The following is an 18,448-nucleotide window of genomic DNA, read 5'->3' as shown; positions in this document are numbered from 1 at the left end:
ACATTACGCCTTACGGCGTGAGCTGAAACCGGGTTCGACAGCTCCGTTTCGATCATTTTCCGATCCGGCCGCGACGACGTGCTCACGCGCCGGAACTGCGAGGACCTTTCCGGTGGCGAGCAGAACCAGCAGAGCCGCCACTCCGCCCGCTCCGGCGACGGCGAAGCTCCAGGCCGTTCCGCCCAGCTCGACGGCGGGCCCCGCCACGGCCGTACCGGCCGCCGCGCCCACGCCGATGGTGGTCACGAGCCAGGAGAACGCCTCGGTCACCGTGCCCCGGGGCGCGTGCCGGTCGACCACGATGAACGAGCAGGCGATGGACGGCGCGAGGAACACCCCGGCGAGGGCCGCGAGGGCCGTCATCGCGACCACCCCGGGCGTCAGCACGAGCGGCAGGTAGCAGAGGGCGAGCAGGGCGACGAGGCCGCGGAGCCGGCGCTCGGGCGCACCGGCCCACTGCCTGGCCCCGTACACCGCGCCGCCCGTCAGCGCGCCGAGCCCGAGCGCCGCCATCAGCCAGCCGTACACGGACTCGCGGCCCTGGTCGTCGGCGTAGGCGACGCCCGCCACGGTGATCGAGCCGAGCGCGATCCCGACGAAGAAGAGGCAGCCGAGGAGGGCGAGGAGTCCGGGCGAGCGCAGGGCACCGAGCCAGTGGGCCTCGCGGGGCGCGGAGCGCCAGGTGCGGGAGGGTTCGGAGAGGATCACCGAGAGCGCCCCGAGGACCCCGGCGGCGTTGACGACGAGCAGCGCCACGGCGGGCGACCAGAGGGACACCAGCAGGGTCACCAGCAGCGGCCCCGCCGTGAACATGACCTCCTGGGCGACCGCGTCCAGGGCGTAGGCGCGGTGCACCCGCTCCTCCCGCCGCCCGAGGACGGACGGCCAGAGGGCGCGCAGGCCGCCTTCCAGGGGCGGGGTGGCCACCCCGGCGACGACGACCGCCGCGTAGGCGAGCGGCAGCGGGTCCAGGCCCGCGAGGGCCAGCAGCACCATGCCGAGGGCGGAGACGACCGCCGCCGGGAACTGCACGCGCGGCTGGCCGTACAGGTCCACCGCCCGGCCGAGGAGCGGCTGTCCGACGGCCGTGGCGAGACCGTACGCGGCGGCGAGCCCGCCGGCCAGCGTGTAACTGCCGCCCTCGGCGCGGGTGAAGAGCACGATCGCGATCGGGGCGATGCCGTTCGGCAGCCGTCCCACCAGGGTGCCGGTGAGCAGCCGGGCCGCGTGCCGCTCCCGGAGGATGTCCAGATATCCCGCGGCCATTCCCACCCCTCTCCCCCGGGTACGGGCCCGCGCCCGCCCGAGGTTTTACGTATAACTTCAAGGTTCATACGTACCATGTGCGCAGTCCGCCGGTCCACCGCGCAGCACCCGCCGCGCCCCGGCCGGCCCGGACGGTCCAGCACCGCACCATCCGCACGGAGGCCCCAGTGAACAGCCCGTCCCGGCCGGCCCCGGCCCGCCCCACCAGCCGGGACGTGGCGCGGGCCGCTGGGGTGTCGCAGGCGACGGTCTCCCTGGTGCTGGGCGGCAAGTGGACCGGCAGGGTGTCGGAGGCCACCGCCGAGCGGGTCCGGGCGAGCGCACGCGACCTCGGCTACCGCCCCAACCTCGCCGCCCGCAGCCTGCGCCTGGGGAAGACCCGCACCGCGCTGCTGGTGGTGCCCGCGCTCACCCACGAGTTCTTCGCCCGGGTCTACACGGGGGCCGCGTCGGTCGCCGCCGACCACGACTTCGGGGTGGTGCTCTACCCGTCGCCCGACGGCACCGGCCCGGCCAAGGACCCCTTCGCCAGCGCCCGCGCGGCGCTCGACGGGGTGATCGCCTCGTCCATGGCGACGGAGGCCCTCGGGGCACTGGGCGGTACGGAGCTGCCGCTGGTGATGCTGGACAGCGACCCGTCCGGAGCGGGCGCCGCGGCCCAGGTGAACCTCGACATCGCGGACGGGATGCGTCAGGTGGCGGAGCATCTGCTCGCCCTCGGCCACCGCCGTTTCACGCACGTGGCCGCCGCCGTCGACTCCTGGACCTTCGCGGTGCGCGCCCGCGCCCTGCGCGAGGCGCTGGCGGCGGTACCCGGCACCTCGCTGCGTACGGTCGCCTCGGCGCTGGAGGTCTCCGGGGGGCTGCGGGCGGCCGAGGCGGCGCTGACCGCGCCGGGGCCCCGGCCGACCGCGCTGGTCTGCGACGGGGACGTCCTGGCGGCGGGCGCCTGCAAGGCGGCTCGGCGCCTCGGCCTGCGGGTGCCCGACGACCTGTCCGTCTCGGGCTTCGACGACTTGGCGCTCGCCACCGCGGTGGAGCCCGAGCTGACCACGGTGGCGCTCCCCGCCGAGCGGGTCGGCGAGCGGGGCATGACGGCCCTGCTCGCGGTGCTGGAGGGCCGCCCCGCCCGCACCGGCAGCCTGCCGGTGGAGCTGGTGGTGCGCGGCTCCACCGCCCCGCCCCCGGCTGACCTCTGACGGCCGGCACGACGGCGCCCCGGGCCCCGCGTCCGCTGGACGGGGGCCCGGGGCGGCGTCACTGACCGGCCGTCGGGGCTACTCCTCGGTGGACCCGCTCGGCTCCTCGGACTCCTCCGTGTCGGACGGCGCGTCCGTGGGGGTGGTCGCCGCGGCGCCGTCGGCCTCCAGCAGCCGCGCGAGCTGCCGTCCGACGATCCGCTTGAACTTGCGCTGCTGGGGCCGGGTCCGGTCCAGCACCGCGACCTCCAGCCGCTCCGCGGGGATCTCCCGCTCGCTGCCGTTGGGGTCGCGGGAGAGCGCCTGCACGGCGAGCTTGAGCGCCTCGGCCAGCGTCATTCCGTCGCGGTGCCGCTGGTCCAGGAAGGTGCTGATCTGCTCGGCGTTCCCGCCGACCGCGACCGATCCGTGTTCGTCGACGATCGAGCCGTCGTGCGGCAACCGGTAGATCTGGTCGCCCTCGGGCTCGGCGCCGACCTCGGCGACGACCAGCTCCACCTCGTACGGCTTCTCCGCCGCGCTGGAGAAGATGGTGCCGAGCGTCTGGGCGTAGACGTTGGCCAGCCCACGGGCCGTCACGTCGTCCCGGTCGTAGGTGTATCCGCGCAGATCGGCGTAGCGGACCCCGCCGATGCGGAGGTTCTCGTACTCGTTGTACTTGCCGGCGGCGGCGAAGCCGATCCGGTCGTAGATCTCGCTGAACTTGTGCAGCGCGCGGGACGGGTTCTCGCCGACGAACACAATGCCGTCGGCGTACTGCAGCACAACGAGGCTGCGACCTCGGGCGATGCCCTTGCGGGCGTATTCCGCCCGGTCGGCCATGGCCTGCTGGGGTGAGACATAGAACGGCGTCGACACCGGCTATCCGTCCCTTTCTGTCAGTGACGAGTGCATCTGGGAATCCCCGGAACCCCGGGCCTGATCAGAGCAGAGCCGCGCGCGGACCGTCGGGCTGTTCGAGACGGCGCTCCAGGATCTCCCGGGCGATCGCGGAGGACTCGCCGTCCGACAGCCGGCGGAAGCCCTCGTCGGTGATGACGGTGACGATCGGGTAGATGCGGCGCGCCACGTCGGGGCCGCCGGTCGCGGAGTCGTCGTCCGCGGCGTCGTACAGGGCCTGCACGACCAGGGTGAGCGCCTGGGACTCCGTCAGGTCCTCGCGGTAGAGCTTCTTCATGGAGCCGCGGGCGAAGAGCGAACCGGAGCCCGTGGAGGCGTATCCGGCGTGCTCCTCGGAGCGGCCTCCGGTGACGTCGTACGAGAAGATCCTGCCCCGGCCCTTGTCGACGTCGTAGCCGGCGAAGAGGGGGACGACCGCGAGTCCCTGCATGGCCATCGCCAGGTTGCCGCGGATCATCGTGGAGAGGCGGTTCGCCTTGCCCTCCAGGGAGAGCTGCGCGCCCTCGACCTTCTCGAAGTGCTCCAGCTCCAGCTGGAAGAGCTTGACCATCTCCACCGCGAGACCGGCGGTGCCCGCGATGCCGACGGCGGAGTACTCGTCGGCGGGGAAGACCTTCTCGATGTCGCGCTGCGCGATCATGTTGCCCATGGTGGCCCGCCGGTCACCGGCGAGCACCACGCCGCCGGGGAACGAGGCCGCGACGATGGTCGTCCCGTGCGGTGCCTCGACGGCGCCCTTGAGCGGCGGAAGGTTCCGGTTGCCCGGAAGCATCGCGGGTGCGTGGTCGGACAGGAAGTCCATGAACGAGGACGAACCCGGCGTCAGGAACGCAGCTGGTAGACGCCCGGTGTGACGAGTGTTGGCTTCCACGCGTTTCCCTCCAGGTATGCATGCGACGGCCCGCCGGGGTCGGGAGGACGCCCGGTGCGCCGATGGCCGGTGTGCGGTTGAAGCACGGTACGTCACGGACCCTACCCGCCCGGTGGCGGTGATCCACCTGTGCGGGTGAAGCGGCCGGCGGGCGTACCCGTCGGTCGGCCGCTCCCCCGCGACGCGGCCCCTGCCGCCGCCGGTGACCTCCCGGTCAGCGGCGGCGCGCGTACGGGAAGCCGGTCCGGCGGTTCGGGGCGACGGACGCCCGTTCACCCCCGGTGCCCCGCGTGCGGGCACGTGTTCCGGACAGCTGTCCGGAACACGTGCCCGCGCGGACTACTCCCCGCCCTTCTGCACGAAGCTCCGCACGAAGTCCTCGGCGTTCTCCTCCAGGACGTCGTCGATCTCGTCCAGGACCGAGTCGACGTCGTCGCTCAGCTTCTCCTGGCGCTCCTTGAGGTCCTCCGAAGCCTGCGCTTCCTGCGCCTGCTCCTCGGTCTCCTCGGTGGAGCGCGTCGCCTTCTGCTGTCCGCCGCCGGTGTCCTTGGTCGCCATCTAGCTCACCCCGCTCGGTTCGAAGCATTCGAAGCTCTTGATCAGACCCTACCCACGGGGTCCGACATCGGCCCGGTACTTTTCCGATGTCCGGGCCCTGTCCCGATCATTCCCCTCCGGCGGCCCGTTCAGCCGCCGGACAGCACCCGGACCAGCTCTTCCGCCGTGCGGCAGCGGTCCAGGAGGTTCTTGACGTGCTCCCGCGTACCGCGCAGCGGCTCCATGGTGGGTACCCGTTGCAGAGAGTCATGGCCCGGCAGGTCGAAGATGACCGAGTCCCAGGAGGCGGCGGCCACGTCGTCCGCGTACTGGTCCAGGCAGCGGCCCCGGAAATAGGCCCGGGTGTCCTCCGGGGGCTTCGTACGCGCCCTGGACACCGCGTCCTCGTCCAGCAGGCGTTTCATCCGCCCACTGGCCACCAGCCGGTTGTAGAGCCCCTTGTCGGGCCGTACGTCCGCGTACTGCAGGTCCACCAGATGCAGGCGCGGGGCGTCCCACTCCAGGCCGTCCCTGCGCCGGTAGCCGTCCATGAGGGCCCGCTTGGCCACCCAGTCCAGCTCCCCCGACAGGCTCATCGGGTCGTTCTCCAGGCGGTTGAGCGTGTCCTCCCAGCGCAGCAGGACGTCCCGGGTCTGCTCGTCGGCGTCGACGCCGTACCGCTCCTCGACGTACTTGCGGGCCAGCTCGAAGTACTCCATCTGAAGCTGCACCGCGGTGAGTGTCCGGCCGCTGCGGAGCGTGATCAGGCGTTGGAGGGACGGATCGTGCGAGACCTGGTGCAGGGTCCGTACGGGCTGGTCGACGGCGAGGTCCACGTTGATGAACCCGTCCTCGATCATCGAGAGGACCAGGGAGGTGGTACCGAGCTTCAGATAGGTCGAGATCTCGGAGAGATTGGCGTCCCCGATGATGACGTGCAGCCTGCGGTACTTCTCCGCGTCGGAGTGCGGTTCGTCGCGGGTGTTGATGATGGGGCGCTTGAGCGTCGTCTCCAGCCCCACCTCCACCTCGAAGTAGTCGGCGCGCTGGCTGAGCTGGAAGCCGTGGTCGCGGCCGTCCTGCCCGATGCCGACCCGTCCCGCCCCGGTGACGACCTGGCGGCTCACGAAGAACGGGGTCAGGTGGCGCACGATGTCCGAGAAGGGGGTGTCCCGCCTCATGAGGTAGTTCTCGTGGGTGCCGTAGGAGGCGCCCTTGTTGTCGGTGTTGTTCTTGTAGAGGTGGATCGGCTGGGCGCCGGGGATGGCGGCGGCCAGTTCGGCGGCCTCGGCCATGATGCGCTCGCCGGCCTTGTCCCAGAGGACGGCGTCCCGGGGATTGGTGATCTCCGGGGAGCTGTACTCGGGGTGCGCGTGGTCGACGTAGAGGCGGGCGCCGTTGGTCAGGATGACGTTGGCCAGCCCGATGTCCTCGTCGGTGAGCTGGCTGGAGTCGGCGGTCTCGCGGGCGAGGTCGAAGCCTCGCGCGTCCCGCAGCGGATTCTCCTCCTCGAAGTCCCAGCGGGCTCGGCGCGCCCGGTGCATCGCGGCCGCGTAGGCGTTGACGATCTGGGACGAGGTGAGCATGGCATTGGCGTTGGGGTGGCCGGGGACGGAGATTCCGTACTCCGTCTCGATGCCCATTACTCGCCGTACGGTCATGCGGCCCTCCTTGCCCGGCGTCGTCCCTCCGGGGACGACGCTCAAGTACCGCTGCTTGTCCGGTTGCGTGCGCGGTCGTCCGGCCCCGCACTGCGCGGTCGGCGGTACGTCAGAGCCTAGAGCGCCTCCGCCCCGGTGGGGAGATCCATTACGTCTTTGTTCGGATGAGGCGCGGATTGCGCGCGGACACGGCGGCGGCTCCGGGGAAAACAGCCGGCTGCGGATGCCCCGTGGGGCAGCCGCAGCCGGTCCGCTCGTTACAGGTACTGCCCGGTGTTCGCGACCGTGTCGATGGAACGGCCGGTGTCCGCGCCCTGCTTTCCGGTGACGAGCGTGCGGATGAAGACGATCCGCTCGCCCTTCTTTCCGGAGATCCTGGCCCAGTCGTCCGGGTTGGTGGTGTTGGGCAGGTCCTCGTTCTCCTTGAACTCGTCCACGCAAGCCTGGAGGAGGTGGGAGACGCGAATGCCCTTATGGCCTTCTTCGAGGAACGCCTTGATGGCCATCTTCTTCGCCCGGTCGACGATGTTCTGGATCATCGCCCCGGAGTTGAAGTCCTTGAAATAGAGGACTTCCTTGTCACCGTTGGCGTAGGTGACTTCGAGGAAGCGGTTCTCCTCGGATTCCGTGTACATCCGCTCCACCACGGACTGGATCATGGCGTGGGCGGCGGCCGGCTTGGAGCCGGCGTGCTCGGCCAGATCGTCCGAGTGCAGCGGAAGCGACGAGGTGAGGTACTTCGCGAAGATGTCCTTCGCGGCCTCCGCGTCCGGACGCTCGATCTTGATCTTCACGTCGAGCCGGCCGGGCCGGAGAATGGCCGGGTCGATCATGTCCTCGCGGTTGGAGGCGCCGATGACGATGACGTTCTCCAGCCCTTCCACACCGTCGATCTCGGCGAGCAGCTGCGGGACGATGGTGTTCTCCACGTCCGAGCTGACGCCGCTGCCGCGGGTACGGAAGAGGGATTCCATCTCGTCGAAGAAGACGATGACGGGGGTACCCTCGCTCGCCTTCTCCCGGGCACGCTGGAAGACGAGGCGGATGTGCCGCTCGGTCTCACCGACGTACTTGTTGAGGAGCTCGGGGCCCTTGATATTGAGGAAGTAGCTCTTCCCCGTGGGCTGGCCGGTCACCTCGGCGACCTTCTTGGCGAGCGAGTTGGCGACTGCCTTGGCGATGAGCGTCTTGCCGCAGCCGGGCGGACCGTAGAGCAGGATGCCCTTCGGCGGACGGAGCTCGTGTTCTTTGAAGAGGTCGGGGTGGAGGTACGGGAGCTCGACCGCGTCGCGGATCAGTTCGATCTGGTCGCCCAGGCCGCCGATCTTGTCGTAGTCGATGTCCGGGACCTCTTCGAGGACGAGTTCCTCGACCTCGCTCTTGGGCACCACTTCGTAGACGTAGCCGGACCTGGGTTCCAGCAGGAGCGCGTCGCCGGGGCGGATGGTGATGTCGAGCAGCGGCTCGGCGAGCCGCACCACCCGTTCCTCGTCGGTGTGCCCGACCACCAGGGCACGCTCGCCGTCCTCAAGGATCTCCTTGAGGGTGACGATGTCCCCGGCCCGCTCGAACTCCATGGCCTCGACCACGTTGAGCGCTTCGTTGAGCATGACTTCCTGGCCTCGACGGAGGCCTTCGAGCTCAACAGTGGGGCTGACGTTCACCCGGAGCTTGCGGCCCCCGGTGAAGATGTCGCAGGTACCGTCCTCATTGGCCTGCAGGAACACGCCGAAACCGGCAGGCGGCTGGGCGAGCCTGTCGACCTCCTCCTTGAGGGCCACGATCTGGTCGCGGGCCTCGCGGAGCGTATGGGCGAGCCGTTCGTTCTGTGCGGTCACACCGGACAGACTGGTCTGCAACTCGACGACCCGCTCTTCGAGAATTCTCGAATGACGCGGAGAGTCGGCGAGCTTACGTCGCAGGACGGCGATTTCCTGCTCAAGATAGGCGACCTGGCCCGACGGGTCTTCTGACCCCCGCCCGGGCCGGATGGCACGGTTGATGTCGTCGTCGTGGGCTGCCACGGTCCTCACCTCCTCCAAGGGGAGCTGGACGCTTCCTGACCCTACCTGCGTGGGTGGTGATTGAAACCCCTAGATCACAAAGACCGCGGGGTGTGTCCGATCTTCACCCTTGCTCTCCCCCTCGTGCCAAGGGAATACCCACCCTTGGGCACCCGAAAGCAGCCAGTTGTATCGTCGAACCGTTCAACACCCGTCAGGGCTGGCTTCAATTGGTTGAGATACGCAGGGATCGGCAGGACATATGACCGTGCAGCAGGACTCGCCCGGCGCGAGCGACACCGAGGATCTGGAGGTCTGGATCGATCAGGACCTGTGCACGGGCGACGGGATCTGCGTCCAGTACGCCCCTGAAGTGTTCGAGCTGGACATCGACGGACTGGCCTATGTGAAGAGCGCCGAGGACGAGCTGCTCCAGCAGCCGGGCGCCACCACACGGGTCCCGCTGCCCCTGCTGACGGACGTGGTGGATTCGGCCAAGGAGTGCCCCGGCGACTGCATCCACGTACGTCGGGTTTCGGACAGCGTCGAGGTCTACGGCCCGGACGCGGCGTAACGGGCAGGGCCAGGGGCCCGGGGGCCGGTCAGACGCCGGCGCCGGGCCGCGCGACGGAACGCACGAAGGCGCCGCCCGACCACCGCCAGGTGGTCTCCTCGCGCTGGTCGGGGCAGCACCGGGGCACCTCGTCCGAGGAGTAGCCGAGCGTGGTCGCCGAGACGACGGCGTTCCCCACGGCGAGTTCACCGACCGTCGTGCGCAGAGCGGGGTCCACCAGGGTCGCCACGACCCGGGGTGCGGCCCCGCTTCCGCGTGTCAGGACGTAGACGCCGTCCGGCGGTGTGCCCGAGCCTGCCGCGCAGTGCACGGCCACCACGGTCTCGGGCTTCCCGTCACCGTCCAGGTCGCCCCGGGCCTGCCGTCCGACGGTCTGGCCCACGCTCCCGCAGACGAGCGGGAAGACCACGCCGGCCGGGTCGGGGGCCTCGGCGGTGACCCGGGGAGAGGCGGTGCCGGCGGCGGACGCGGACGCGGTCGGGTCGCCGGGCTGCAGCACCCCGGCGACGGCGACGGTCGCGAGCACCGCCGCGGCGGTGGCGAGCCAGTGCATCGTCCTGGAGTCGTTGTGCGCGAGGTCCGGGAGTACGGAGGGCTGCACGCGGTCTGTCTCCTGATGTTTCCGGGGAGCATGTGGAACGTCCCTGCCGGACATCGGCGGCAGGGGGTGGCCAGCATCGTGCCACACCTCACACGGGCAGGGAACAGCGGGGTGCGGGGCGGCTCGCGCGCGCGTCCGGAGGGCGGCGCGACGGGCTCGGGCGCGGGTACGCGAAGGGCGCCGCCGCCCCGCCTGCCCGGGTCGGTCCGGGAGGGCGGGGCGGCGGCGCCCATCGCTGCACCGCGAGCGGTTCGTGGTGGTCGGTCACCACGGGCCGGTCGAGGTCGTCAGTCGCGCACCTCGGCGCTGTCCTCGGTCGCCGGCGCGCGGTCGGCGGAGGTCTTCCGGCCACCGGGGCCGTCGTAGTCGTCGCCGTAGGCGCCCTTGGAGGGACGGCGGCGGCGCATCGGGGGCTCGACCCCGTCGGCCAGGCGGCGGGCGGTCACCAGGAAACCGGTGTGCCCGATCATCCGGTGGTCCGGACGGACCGCGAGACCCTCGACGTGCCAGTTCCGGATCATGGATTCCCACGGCTGCGGCTCGGCGAAGCAGCCGATCTCCCGGAGGGACTCGACCGTCCGCGAGAGCTGGGTGGTGGTGGCGACGTACGCGCAGAGGATGCCGCCGGGCACCAGCGCCTTGGAGACGGCCTCCAGGCACTCCCACGGGGCGAGCATGTCCAGGACGACCCGGTCGACCTCGGTGTCCGAGAGGTTGTCCTGGAGGTCGCCGACGGTGAGCTGCCAGGCCGGGTGGGGGCTGCCGAAGTAGCGCTCCACGTTCTGCTGGGCGATCTCGGCGAAGTCCTCGCGGCGCTCGTAGGAGTGCAGCATGCCCTGCTCGCCGATGGCGCGCAGCAGGAAGGTGGAGAGCGCGCCCGATCCGACGCCTGCCTCCACGACCCGGGCACCGGGGAAGATGTCGGCGAAGGCCAGGATCTGGCCCGCGTCCTTGGGGTAGACCACGGCGGCGCCGCGGGGCATGGAGAGGACGTAGTCGGGGAGCAGGGGGCGCAGCGCGAGATAGGCGACGTTTCCCGTGGTACGGACAACACTGCCCTCGGGAGCACCGATCAGCTCGTCGTGCGGGAAAGAACCCTTGTGGGTGTGGAAGTTCTTTCCGGCTTCGAGCGTGAAGGTGTGGTGGCGTCCCTTGGGGTCGGTGAGCTGTACTTGGTCCCCGACCTTGAAGGGCCCACGTCGGCGGGCGGCACCGGTCGGTTCAGACATGTGACCAGCGTACCGGTGTTTCCCGGGCCGGTTTCCGCCGGTGGACGGCCGCCGTCCCCGGGGCCTTCCTCAGGACCCGGGGCGCTTCATGGCGGCGAGGAAGGCGCGCTCGACGTCGGTCGTGGAGAGGACGCCGTAGACCGCGCCGGTCTCCTCCACGACGAGGTACTCGGTCGCCGGGGTGGCGCGCAGCCGGTCGAGCAGTTCCTCGCCCGCGAGTTCGGCGGGTACCCGCATGCCCTCGTTGAGGTCCTGTGCGAGGCCGCCGACGGCGACCCAGGGCCGGCGGTGTTCGGGGACGCCGCCGATGGCGGACTCCCGGACGACGCCCTTCGGCGTGCCCTCGGGGTCGACGACGACGAGGGCACGGGCCCCCGCCTCGTTGGCCCTGCGCAGCGCTTCGGAGAGCGGGGTCGCGGATTCCACGGGCACCGCGCGGCGGGTGAGGGTGCGGGCCTGGAGTTCGGGGAGGTGTTCGCGCAGGCGTGCCATGCGCAGGCTGTTACCGGCACCGGTCCAGATGATGCCCGCGAGGATGGCGGCGAGCAGGGCGTCCGTGACCGTCTCCATGCCGCCGGTCCGGACGGCGGTGTCACCGGTGCGTGTCAGCAGCGGCAGTCCGATGAGCACGGCGACGGCGAGGCCGCGGCCGACCCAGGCGGCGACGACGGTTCCGCTCATGGGCTTGCCGGTGATCTTCCAGACGACGGCGCGCAGCATGCGCCCCCCGTCGAGCGGCAGGCCGGGCAGCAGGTTGAAGACGGCGACGATGAGGTTGGAGATCATCAGTCCGGCGAGCAGGACACCGGGGACGGTGCCGGGCTCCACGAACTGCATGGAGAGATAGAACACTCCGGCCAGGACGAGGGAGAGGAGCGGCCCCACGAAGGCGAGCACGAACTCGCGCCCCGGGGTCTCGGTCTCCTTCTCGATCTCCGAGACTCCGCCGAAGAACTGGAGCTGGATGCGGCGCACGGGAAGCTTGTACCGGAGGGCCGCGACCGTGTGCGCGAGCTCGTGCACCAGGACGGAGGCGTAGAAGACGACGGCGAAGAAGAGGGCGACGAGGTAGCGGGCGGCGCCCAGCTCGGGCAGGACGCGGTCGAGCTGTCCCCCGAAGACCCAGGTGATGAGCGCCGCGACGACGAACCAGCTGGGGGCCACGTACACGGGCACGCCGAACGGGCGGCCCATCAGCAGGCCGCCGCCGGGTCCGGCGGGGCGGCGCGGACGCTCCTTGCCGGGTCCGGGGTCCTTGCCCCCCGCACCGGACCGCGGGCGCCCGCCGTCGCCGCTCTCGTCGCTCTCGTCCACTGGGTCCTTCCGTCCGGGCCGGGGCGTCTGAGTCGATCATGCAGTGCCCGAGGCTCTGCCGTCGATGGTATGCCGCCCGCTGTCGGTGGCGGGCCGTAGGGTCTGGGGCATGACCTCCGCACCCCGGCCCCCCGCGCCGCCGTCCTCCTTGTCGCCGTCGCGGGCCAACGACTTCATGCAGTGCCCTTTGCTCTACCGCTTCCGGGTCATCGACAAACTGCCCCAGAAGCCGAGCGAGGCGGCCACCCGGGGAACCCTGGTGCACGCGGTGCTGGAACGGCTCTTCGACGCGCCCGCGGCGGAGCGTACGGCACCGAGGGCGCGGGCCCTGGTGCCCGGGCAGTGGGACCGGCTGCTGAAGTCGAAGCCGGAGCTGACGGAGCTCTTCGCCGAGGACACCGGGGGCGAGCGGCTCGCCGGATGGCTGAGCGAGGCGGAGCGGCTGGTGGAGCGGTGGTTCTCGCTGGAGGACCCGACGCGCCTTGAGCCGGTCGAGCGCGAGATGTTCGTCGAGACGGAGCTGGAGTCGGGGCTGCGGCTGCGCGGGGTGATCGACCGCGTCGACATCGCGCCGACGGGCGAGGTCCGGATCGTCGACTACAAGACGGGGAAGGCCCCGCGCCCGGAGTACGCGGAGAGCGCGCTCTTCCAGATGAAGTTCTACGCGCTGGTGGTCTGGCGGCTCAAGGGCGTGGTGCCGCGCCGGCTCCAGCTGGTCTATCTCGGCAGCGGCGACGTCATGACGTACGACCCGGTGGTCGCGGACCTGGAGCGGGTGGAGCGGAAGCTGCACGCTCTCTGGGAAGCGATCCGGCTGGCGACGGAGACCGGCGAGTGGCGGCCGAGGCCGACCAAGCTCTGCGGCTGGTGCGACCACCGCGAGCTCTGTCCCGAATTCGGCGGGACTCCCCCGGTCTATCCGCTCCCCGTGGTGCTGGCGGAATCCCGTGAGGATGAGGCGGGCAGAATGGGGCCGGTGGGGGCCGACGCCGGTCGGCCCGCGTCCCCAGACGGTTCCTGAGGAGTTATTCGTGGCAATCCGCGTCCTGCTGGTCGACGACCAGCCACTGCTGCGCACCGGCTTCCGGATGATTCTGGAGGCCGAGGGCGATCTCGCGGTGGTCGGCGAGGCCGGTGACGGGCTCCAGGCCATCGACCAGGTCCGGGCGCTCCAGCCGGACGTGGTGCTGATGGACATCCGGATGCCGCGGATGGACGGGGTGGAGGCGACCCGCCAGATCACCGGCCCGGACCGGGACGGTCCGGCGAAGGTGCTGGTGCTGACGACCTTCGACCTCGACGAGTACGTCGTGGAGGCGCTGCGCGCGGGGGCCAGCGGCTTCCTGCTCAAGGACGCCCCGGCCAATGAGCTGTTGCAGGCGATCCGGGTGGTGGCCGCGGGCGAGGCGATGCTCGCGCCGAGCGTCACCCGGCGGCTGCTCGACAAGTACGCCGACCACCTCCCGTCCGGCGAGGAGCCCGTCCCGGACGCGCTGCACCGGCTGACCGACCGCGAGGTGGAGGTGCTGAAACTGGTGGCGCGCGGTCTGTCGAACGCGGAGATCGCGGCGGACCTCTTCGTCAGCGAGACGACGGTGAAGACGCATGTCGGCCATGTGCTGACCAAGCTCCAGCTGCGCGACCGGGTACAGGCGGCGGTGTACGCGTACGAGAGCGGGCTGGTCCGGCCGGGCGCGCAGTAGCGGCCCCGGCGGGGGCCTCACCGCCGGACTCCGCGCGCTCGACGGCGTCGGGTGTCCGCAACGGCACCGGCGGTCCGCGCCGGTGAGCGGTTCGGCGGCGCCGGCCAGGACCTCGGCGCGGCCCCCGGCGCTCCGGCGGGCGTGTCGGCACGCCTCCCCGGTTCCGGTCCGTGTACCGGTCAGTCCTCCACCGGCCGGTCCAGGACCAGCTTGCGCAGGAAGGCCAGGTCGACGTCTTCGAGCGAGCCGACGACCACGCGTCCGGGCGCCGGTGCGATGGGCGCCACGGAGGGGACGGCCACGACCCGGCATCCGGCGGCTTCCGCCGAGGCGACACCGGTGGCCGTGTCCTCGATGACGGCGCAACGGGCGGGATCGGCGCCGAATCCGGCGGCGGCGGCGAGGTAGGGGTCGGGGTGCGGCTTGGTGCGGGCGACCTCGTCCCCCGCGATGGTCAGCGCGAAGTGGTGGTGCCCGATCGAGTCCAGTACCCGGTCGATGATCCGGCGGTGCGAGGCGGAGACGAGGGCGGCCGGCACCGCGTGGGCGGAGAGTTCGGCGAGCAGCCGGGCGGCACCGGGCATGAGGGGCACGCCCCGCCCGATGCGCTTCTCGAAGCGGTCGTTCAGCAGGACCGTGAGTTCCTCGATGGCAATGTCCGCGCCGGTCACGTCGATGAGGTAGCCGGCGCTGCGGGTCATCGGTCCGCCGACGACCACTTCGCGCCAGGACTCGTCCAGCCGGTGGCCGAGGTCGGCGAAAACCTCGACCTCGGTGTCCCACCAGAAGCCCTCGGAGTCCACCAGGGTGCCGTCCATGTCGAGAAGGACGGCCTGCAGGGTGGCGCCGTCGGCCGTGCGGGTCAGGGACGCGGGGACCGTACTCGTCATGCGGCACACCTTCCGTGAGGGAAGAGAAGGCCGGCCACCCTTCCGGAGAAGGGTGACCGGCCTCACTGGACCGACCATTCTACGACGTGCACGGCGTTCGCGCGTGAACGGTCTCCGGTGTTTTCCCGACGCGAGCACGTCGGGAAGGTGCCGCCCGGCGACCGTGCGGGGCACGTCAGCGCGCGTTGAAGTACTTCGCCTCGGGGTGGTGGATGACGATCGCGTCCGTGGACTGCTCCGGGTGGAGCTGGAACTCCTCGGAGAGGTGGACGCCGATGCGCTCGGGCTGGAGCAGCTCGGCGATCTTCGCGCGGTCCTCCAGGTCGGGGCAGGCGCCGTAGCCGAGGGAGAAGCGCGCGCCGCGGTACTTCAGCGCGAACATGTCCTCGACGTGGTCCGGGTCCTCGCCGGAGTAGCCGAGCTCGGAGCGGACCCGGGCGTGCCAGTACTCGGCGAGGGCCTCGGCGAGCTGGACGGAGAGGCCGTGCAGCTCCAGGTAGTCGCGGTAGGCGTTGGCCTCGAAGAGCTTGGCGGTCTCGGTGCCGATCCTGGAGCCCACGGTGACGACCTGGAGGCCGACGACGTCCTTCTCGCCGGACTCCTCCGGGCGGAAGAAGTCGGCGAGGCAGAGGCGGCGGCCCCGGCGCTGGCGGGGGAAGGTGAAGCGGGTGCGCTCGGAGCCGTCCTCGTTCAGCAGGATCAGGTCGTCGCCCTTGGAGACGCAGGGGAAGTAGCCGTACACGACGGCGGCTTCCAGCAGGTTCTCGGTCTGGAGCTTGTCGAGCCAGCCGCGCAGGTGCGGGCGGCCCTCGGTCTCCACGAGCTCCTCGTACGTCGGGCCGTCTCCGGCACGCGCCTGCTTGAGGCCCCACTGGCCCTTGAAGAGCGCGCCCTCGTCGAGCCAGGAGGCGTACTCCTTGAGCTGGATGCCCTTGACGACGCGGGTGCCCCAGAACGGCGGGGTGGGTACCGGGTTGTCGGTGGCGACGTCGGAGCGGACGCCGGTCTCCGGCTCGGTGACCTCCAGGACGGCGGTGTCGCGCTTGGGCACCCGGCGCTGCTTGAGCTCGGGAAGGACCGCCCCGGGGACGCCGCGCTTGACGGCGATGAGGGCGTCCATCAGCCGCAGTCCCTCGAACGCGTCGCGGGCGTAGCGGACCTCGCCCTCGTAGATCTCGTGCAGGTCCTGCTCCACGTAGGCCCGGGTGAGGGCCGCGCCACCGAGGATCACCGGGAAGCGTGCGGCCAGCTTGCGCTGGTTCAGCTCCTCCAGGTTCTCCTTCATGATCACGGTGGACTTCACCAGGAGACCGGACATGCCGATGACGTCGGCGCGGTGCTCCTCGGCGGCTTCCAGGATCGCGGAGACCGGTTGCTTGATGCCGATGTTGACGACGTTGTAGCCGTTGTTGGAGAGGATGATGTCGACGAGGTTCTTGCCGATGTCGTGGACGTCGCCGCGGACGGTGGCCAGCACGATGGTGCCCTTGCCCTCCGCGTCGGACTTCTCCATGTGCGGCTCCAGATAGGCGACCGCGGTCTTCATGACCTCGGCGGACTGGAGCACGAACGGCAGCTGCATCTGTCCGGAGCCGAACAGTTCGCCGACCACCTTCATGCCTTCGAGCAGGGTGTCGTTGACGATGTCGAGGGCCGGGCGGGTCTGCAGGGCCTCGTCGAGGTCGGCCTCCAGACCGTTCTTCTCCCCGTCGATGATGCGGCGCTGGAGTCGCTCGTCGAGCGGCAGGGCGAGAAGTTCCTCCGCCTTGCCGGCCTTCATCGATTTCATGTTGACGCCCTCGAACAGCTCCATGAGCCGCTGCAGGGGGTCGTAGCCCTCGGCGCGGCGGTCGTAGATCAGGTCGAGGGCGACCTTGACCTGCTCCTCCTCCAGGCGCGCGATCGGCAGGATCTTGGAGGCGTGCACGATGGCGGAGTCGAGTCCGGCCTTGACGCACTCGTCGAGGAATACGGAGTTCAGCACGACGCGGGCGGCCGGGTTGAGGCCGAAGGAGATGTTGGAGAGGCCCAGCGTGGTCTGGACGTCGGGGTGCCGCTTCTTCAGTTCGCGGATGGCGCCGATGGTGGCGATGCCGTCCTTGCGGGACTCCTCCTGACCGGTGCAGATGGTGAAGGTCAGGGTGTCGATGAGGATGTCCGACTCGTGGATGCCCCAGTTGCCGGTGAGGTCCTCGATGAGCCGTTCGGCGATGGCGACCTTGTGCTCGACGGTGCGGGCCTGGCCCTCCTCGTCGATGGTGAGGGCGATCAGCGCGGCGCCGTGCTCGGAGGCGAGCGCGGTGACCTTGGCGAAGCGCGACTCGGGCCCGTCGCCGTCCTCGTAGTTCACGGAGTTCAGGACGGCGCGGCCGCCGAGCTTCTCCAGGCCGGCCCGGAGCACGGGCACCTCGGTGGAGTCCAGCACGATCGGCAGGGTCGAGGCGGTGGCGAAGCGGCCGGCCAGCTCCTCCATGTCGGCGGCCCCGTCGCGGCCGACGTAGTCGACGCAGAGGTCGAGCATGTGCGCGCCCTCGCGGATCTGGTCCCGGGCCATCTCCACACAGTCGTCCCAGCGGGCCTCCAGCATGGCCTCGCGGAACTTCTTGGACCCGTTGGCGTTCGTACGCTCGCCGATGGCGAGGTACGAGGTGTCCTGACGGAACGGCACGGTCTGGTAGAGCGAGGCGGCGCCGGGCTCGGGACGCGGGTCGCGGACGGTGGGGACGACGCCGCGGACACGCTCGACGACCTGGCGCAGGTGTTCGGGCGTCGTACCGCAGCAGCCGCCGACGAGGGAGAGACCGTACTCGCGGACGAACGTCTCCTGGGCGTCGGCGAGTTCTCCCGGGGAGAGCGGGTAGTGCGCGCCGTTCTTGCCGAGGACGGGCAGGCCGGCGTTGGGCATGCAGGAGAGCGGGACGCGCGAGTGCCGGGCGAGGTAGCGCAGGTGCTCGCTCATCTCGGCGGGGCCGGTGGCGCAGTTCAGGCCGATCAGGTCGATCCCGAGGGGCTCCAGGGCGGTGAGCGCCGCGCCGATCTCGGAGCCGAGGAGCATGGTGCCGGTCGTCTCGACGGTGACGGAGACGATCACCGGAAGGTTCGCTCCGGTGGCCTCCAGGGCGCGACGCGCGCCGATCACCGACGCCTTGGTCTGCAGCAGGTCCTGGGTGGTCTCCACCAGGAGGGCGTCCGCGCCGCCCGCGATCAGGCCTTCGGCGTTCTGCTGATAGGCGTCGCGGAGCTTGCCGTACGGGGCGTGGCCGAGGGTCGGCAGCTTGGTGCCGGGGCCCATGGAGCCGAGTACCCAGCGCTGCTGACCGGTGGAGGCGGTGAACTCGTCGGCGACCTCGCGGGCGATGCGCGCACCGGACTCGGAGAGCTCGAAGACCCGTTCGGGGATGTCGTACTCGCCCAGGGCGGCGAAGTTCGCGCCGAACGTATTGGTTTCGACACAGTCCACGCCGACCGCGAAGTACTCCTCGTGCACGGAGCGGACGATGTCGGGGCGGGTGACGTTGAGGATCTCGTTGCAGCCTTCGAGGTCCTGGAAGTCTTCGAGCGTGGGGTCCTGGGCCTGGAGCATGGTGCCCATGGCTCCGTCGGCCACGACCACACGGGTGGCGAGTGCTTCGCGGAGTGCGTCGGCCCTGCTCGGACTGACGGCGGAAGGGGTCGGCAACGAGGCCATGGATGATCTCCC

General features: G+C 70.8%; 15 protein-coding genes. 4 read left to right on the top strand and 11 right to left on the bottom strand.

Annotated elements, in window-relative coordinates; genetic code table 11:
- Positions 1–3: 3 nt before the first annotated feature.
- Entirely contained in the window at positions 4–1,266 is a 1,263-nt protein-coding gene (locus OHT52_RS26095; RefSeq protein WP_328722622.1) for an MFS transporter, read from the bottom strand.
- A 167-nt stretch (positions 1,267–1,433) separates the two neighbouring features.
- On the opposite strand from OHT52_RS26095, the gene OHT52_RS26090 reads away from it, so the two are divergent.
- A complete protein-coding gene (locus OHT52_RS26090) occupies positions 1,434–2,465 on the top strand; it encodes a LacI family DNA-binding transcriptional regulator (protein WP_328722621.1) in 1,032 nt (343 codons plus the stop codon).
- Between the two features lie 78 nt (positions 2,466–2,543).
- On the opposite strand, the gene prcA is transcribed toward OHT52_RS26090, so the two are convergent.
- The 5 genes from prcA to arc form a co-directional block, all read right to left on the bottom strand.
- Positions 2,544–3,323 carry a proteasome subunit alpha gene (gene prcA, locus OHT52_RS26085; RefSeq protein ID WP_328722620.1) on the bottom strand — a complete coding sequence of 260 codons (780 nt, stop codon included), beginning with the start codon at positions 3,321–3,323 and terminating at the stop codon, positions 2,544–2,546.
- A gap of 64 nt (positions 3,324–3,387) precedes the next feature.
- A complete protein-coding gene (prcB, locus tag OHT52_RS26080) occupies positions 3,388–4,236 on the bottom strand; it encodes a proteasome subunit beta (RefSeq protein ID WP_328722619.1) in 849 nt (282 codons plus the stop codon).
- A 339-nt stretch (positions 4,237–4,575) separates the two neighbouring features.
- A complete protein-coding gene (locus tag OHT52_RS26075; RefSeq protein ID WP_266702617.1) occupies positions 4,576–4,794 on the bottom strand; it encodes a ubiquitin-like protein Pup in 219 nt (72 codons plus the stop codon).
- A gap of 128 nt (positions 4,795–4,922) precedes the next feature.
- Complete coding sequence (gene dop, locus OHT52_RS26070; RefSeq protein ID WP_328722618.1) at positions 4,923–6,434, bottom strand: depupylase/deamidase Dop; 1,512 nt, start codon at positions 6,432–6,434, stop codon at positions 4,923–4,925.
- Positions 6,435–6,691: 257 nt separating this feature from the next.
- On the bottom strand, positions 6,692–8,458 hold the full coding sequence (arc, locus tag OHT52_RS26065; RefSeq protein ID WP_328722617.1) for a proteasome ATPase: 1,767 nt from the start codon (positions 8,456–8,458) through the stop codon (positions 6,692–6,694).
- A 241-nt stretch (positions 8,459–8,699) separates the two neighbouring features.
- On the opposite strand from arc, the gene OHT52_RS26060 reads away from it, so the two are divergent.
- Positions 8,700–9,011 (top strand): ferredoxin, encoded by a 312-nt coding sequence (locus OHT52_RS26060; RefSeq protein ID WP_328722616.1) that lies wholly within the window; start codon positions 8,700–8,702, stop codon positions 9,009–9,011.
- 28 nt (positions 9,012–9,039) lie between these two features.
- Here the strand turns inward: OHT52_RS26060 and OHT52_RS26055 are convergent, their stop codons facing one another.
- From OHT52_RS26055 to OHT52_RS26045, 3 genes are all read right to left on the bottom strand, one after another.
- On the bottom strand, positions 9,040–9,612 hold the full coding sequence (locus OHT52_RS26055; protein WP_328722615.1) for a hypothetical protein: 573 nt from the start codon (positions 9,610–9,612) through the stop codon (positions 9,040–9,042).
- A gap of 287 nt (positions 9,613–9,899) precedes the next feature.
- The gene (locus tag OHT52_RS26050; protein ID WP_328722614.1) at positions 9,900–10,841 is read right to left on the bottom strand and encodes a tRNA (adenine-N1)-methyltransferase; all 942 of its coding nucleotides are present in this window, start codon (positions 10,839–10,841) and stop codon (positions 9,900–9,902) included.
- A gap of 69 nt (positions 10,842–10,910) precedes the next feature.
- Complete coding sequence (locus OHT52_RS26045; protein ID WP_328722613.1) at positions 10,911–12,155, bottom strand: site-2 protease family protein; 1,245 nt, start codon at positions 12,153–12,155, stop codon at positions 10,911–10,913.
- 109 nt (positions 12,156–12,264) lie between these two features.
- Here OHT52_RS26045 and OHT52_RS26040 point away from each other — a divergent pair, with 109 nt between their 5' ends.
- Together OHT52_RS26040 and OHT52_RS26035 are read left to right on the top strand one after the other, a co-directional pair.
- Positions 12,265–13,176, top strand: coding sequence for a RecB family exonuclease (locus tag OHT52_RS26040; protein ID WP_328722612.1), 912 nt, complete (start codon positions 12,265–12,267; stop codon positions 13,174–13,176).
- A gap of 10 nt (positions 13,177–13,186) precedes the next feature.
- Complete coding sequence (locus OHT52_RS26035) at positions 13,187–13,858, top strand: response regulator (protein ID WP_266702633.1); 672 nt, start codon at positions 13,187–13,189, stop codon at positions 13,856–13,858.
- A gap of 179 nt (positions 13,859–14,037) precedes the next feature.
- Here OHT52_RS26035 and OHT52_RS26030 read toward each other — a convergent pair whose 3' ends face one another.
- Entirely contained in the window at positions 14,038–14,748 is a 711-nt protein-coding gene (locus tag OHT52_RS26030; protein ID WP_328722611.1) for an HAD family hydrolase, read from the bottom strand.
- 175 nt (positions 14,749–14,923) lie between these two features.
- Complete coding sequence (gene metH / locus OHT52_RS26025; RefSeq protein WP_328722610.1) at positions 14,924–18,436, bottom strand: methionine synthase; 3,513 nt, start codon at positions 18,434–18,436, stop codon at positions 14,924–14,926.
- Between the last annotated feature and the right edge of the window lie 12 nt (positions 18,437–18,448).

It is taken from the genome of Streptomyces sp. NBC_00247, assembly GCF_036188265.1.
GTDB lineage: Bacteria > Actinomycetota > Actinomycetes > Streptomycetales > Streptomycetaceae > Streptomyces.
This window is presented reverse-complemented; position numbering and strand designations above follow the sequence as displayed.

Bases quoted from the DNA above. Each gene is read 5' to 3' on its own strand.
- dop (WP_328722618.1), bottom strand. From the start codon at position 6,434: ATGACCGTACGGCGAGTAATGGGCATCGAGACGGAGTACGGAATCTCC.
- OHT52_RS26075 (WP_266702617.1), bottom strand. From the start codon at position 4,794: ATGGCGACCAAGGACACCGGCGGCGGACAGCAGAAGGCGACGCGCTCC.
- OHT52_RS26050 (WP_328722614.1), bottom strand. From the start codon at position 10,841: ATGTCTGAACCGACCGGTGCCGCCCGCCGACGTGGGCCCTTCAAGGTC.
- OHT52_RS26060 (WP_328722616.1), top strand. From the start codon at position 8,700: ATGACCGTGCAGCAGGACTCGCCCGGCGCGAGCGACACCGAGGATCTG.
- OHT52_RS26040 (WP_328722612.1), top strand. From the start codon at position 12,265: ATGACCTCCGCACCCCGGCCCCCCGCGCCGCCGTCCTCCTTGTCGCCG.
- OHT52_RS26030 (WP_328722611.1), bottom strand. From the start codon at position 14,748: ATGACGAGTACGGTCCCCGCGTCCCTGACCCGCACGGCCGACGGCGCC.
- OHT52_RS26095 (WP_328722622.1), bottom strand. From the start codon at position 1,266: ATGGCCGCGGGATATCTGGACATCCTCCGGGAGCGGCACGCGGCCCGG.
- metH (WP_328722610.1), bottom strand. From the start codon at position 18,436: ATGGCCTCGTTGCCGACCCCTTCCGCCGTCAGTCCGAGCAGGGCCGAC.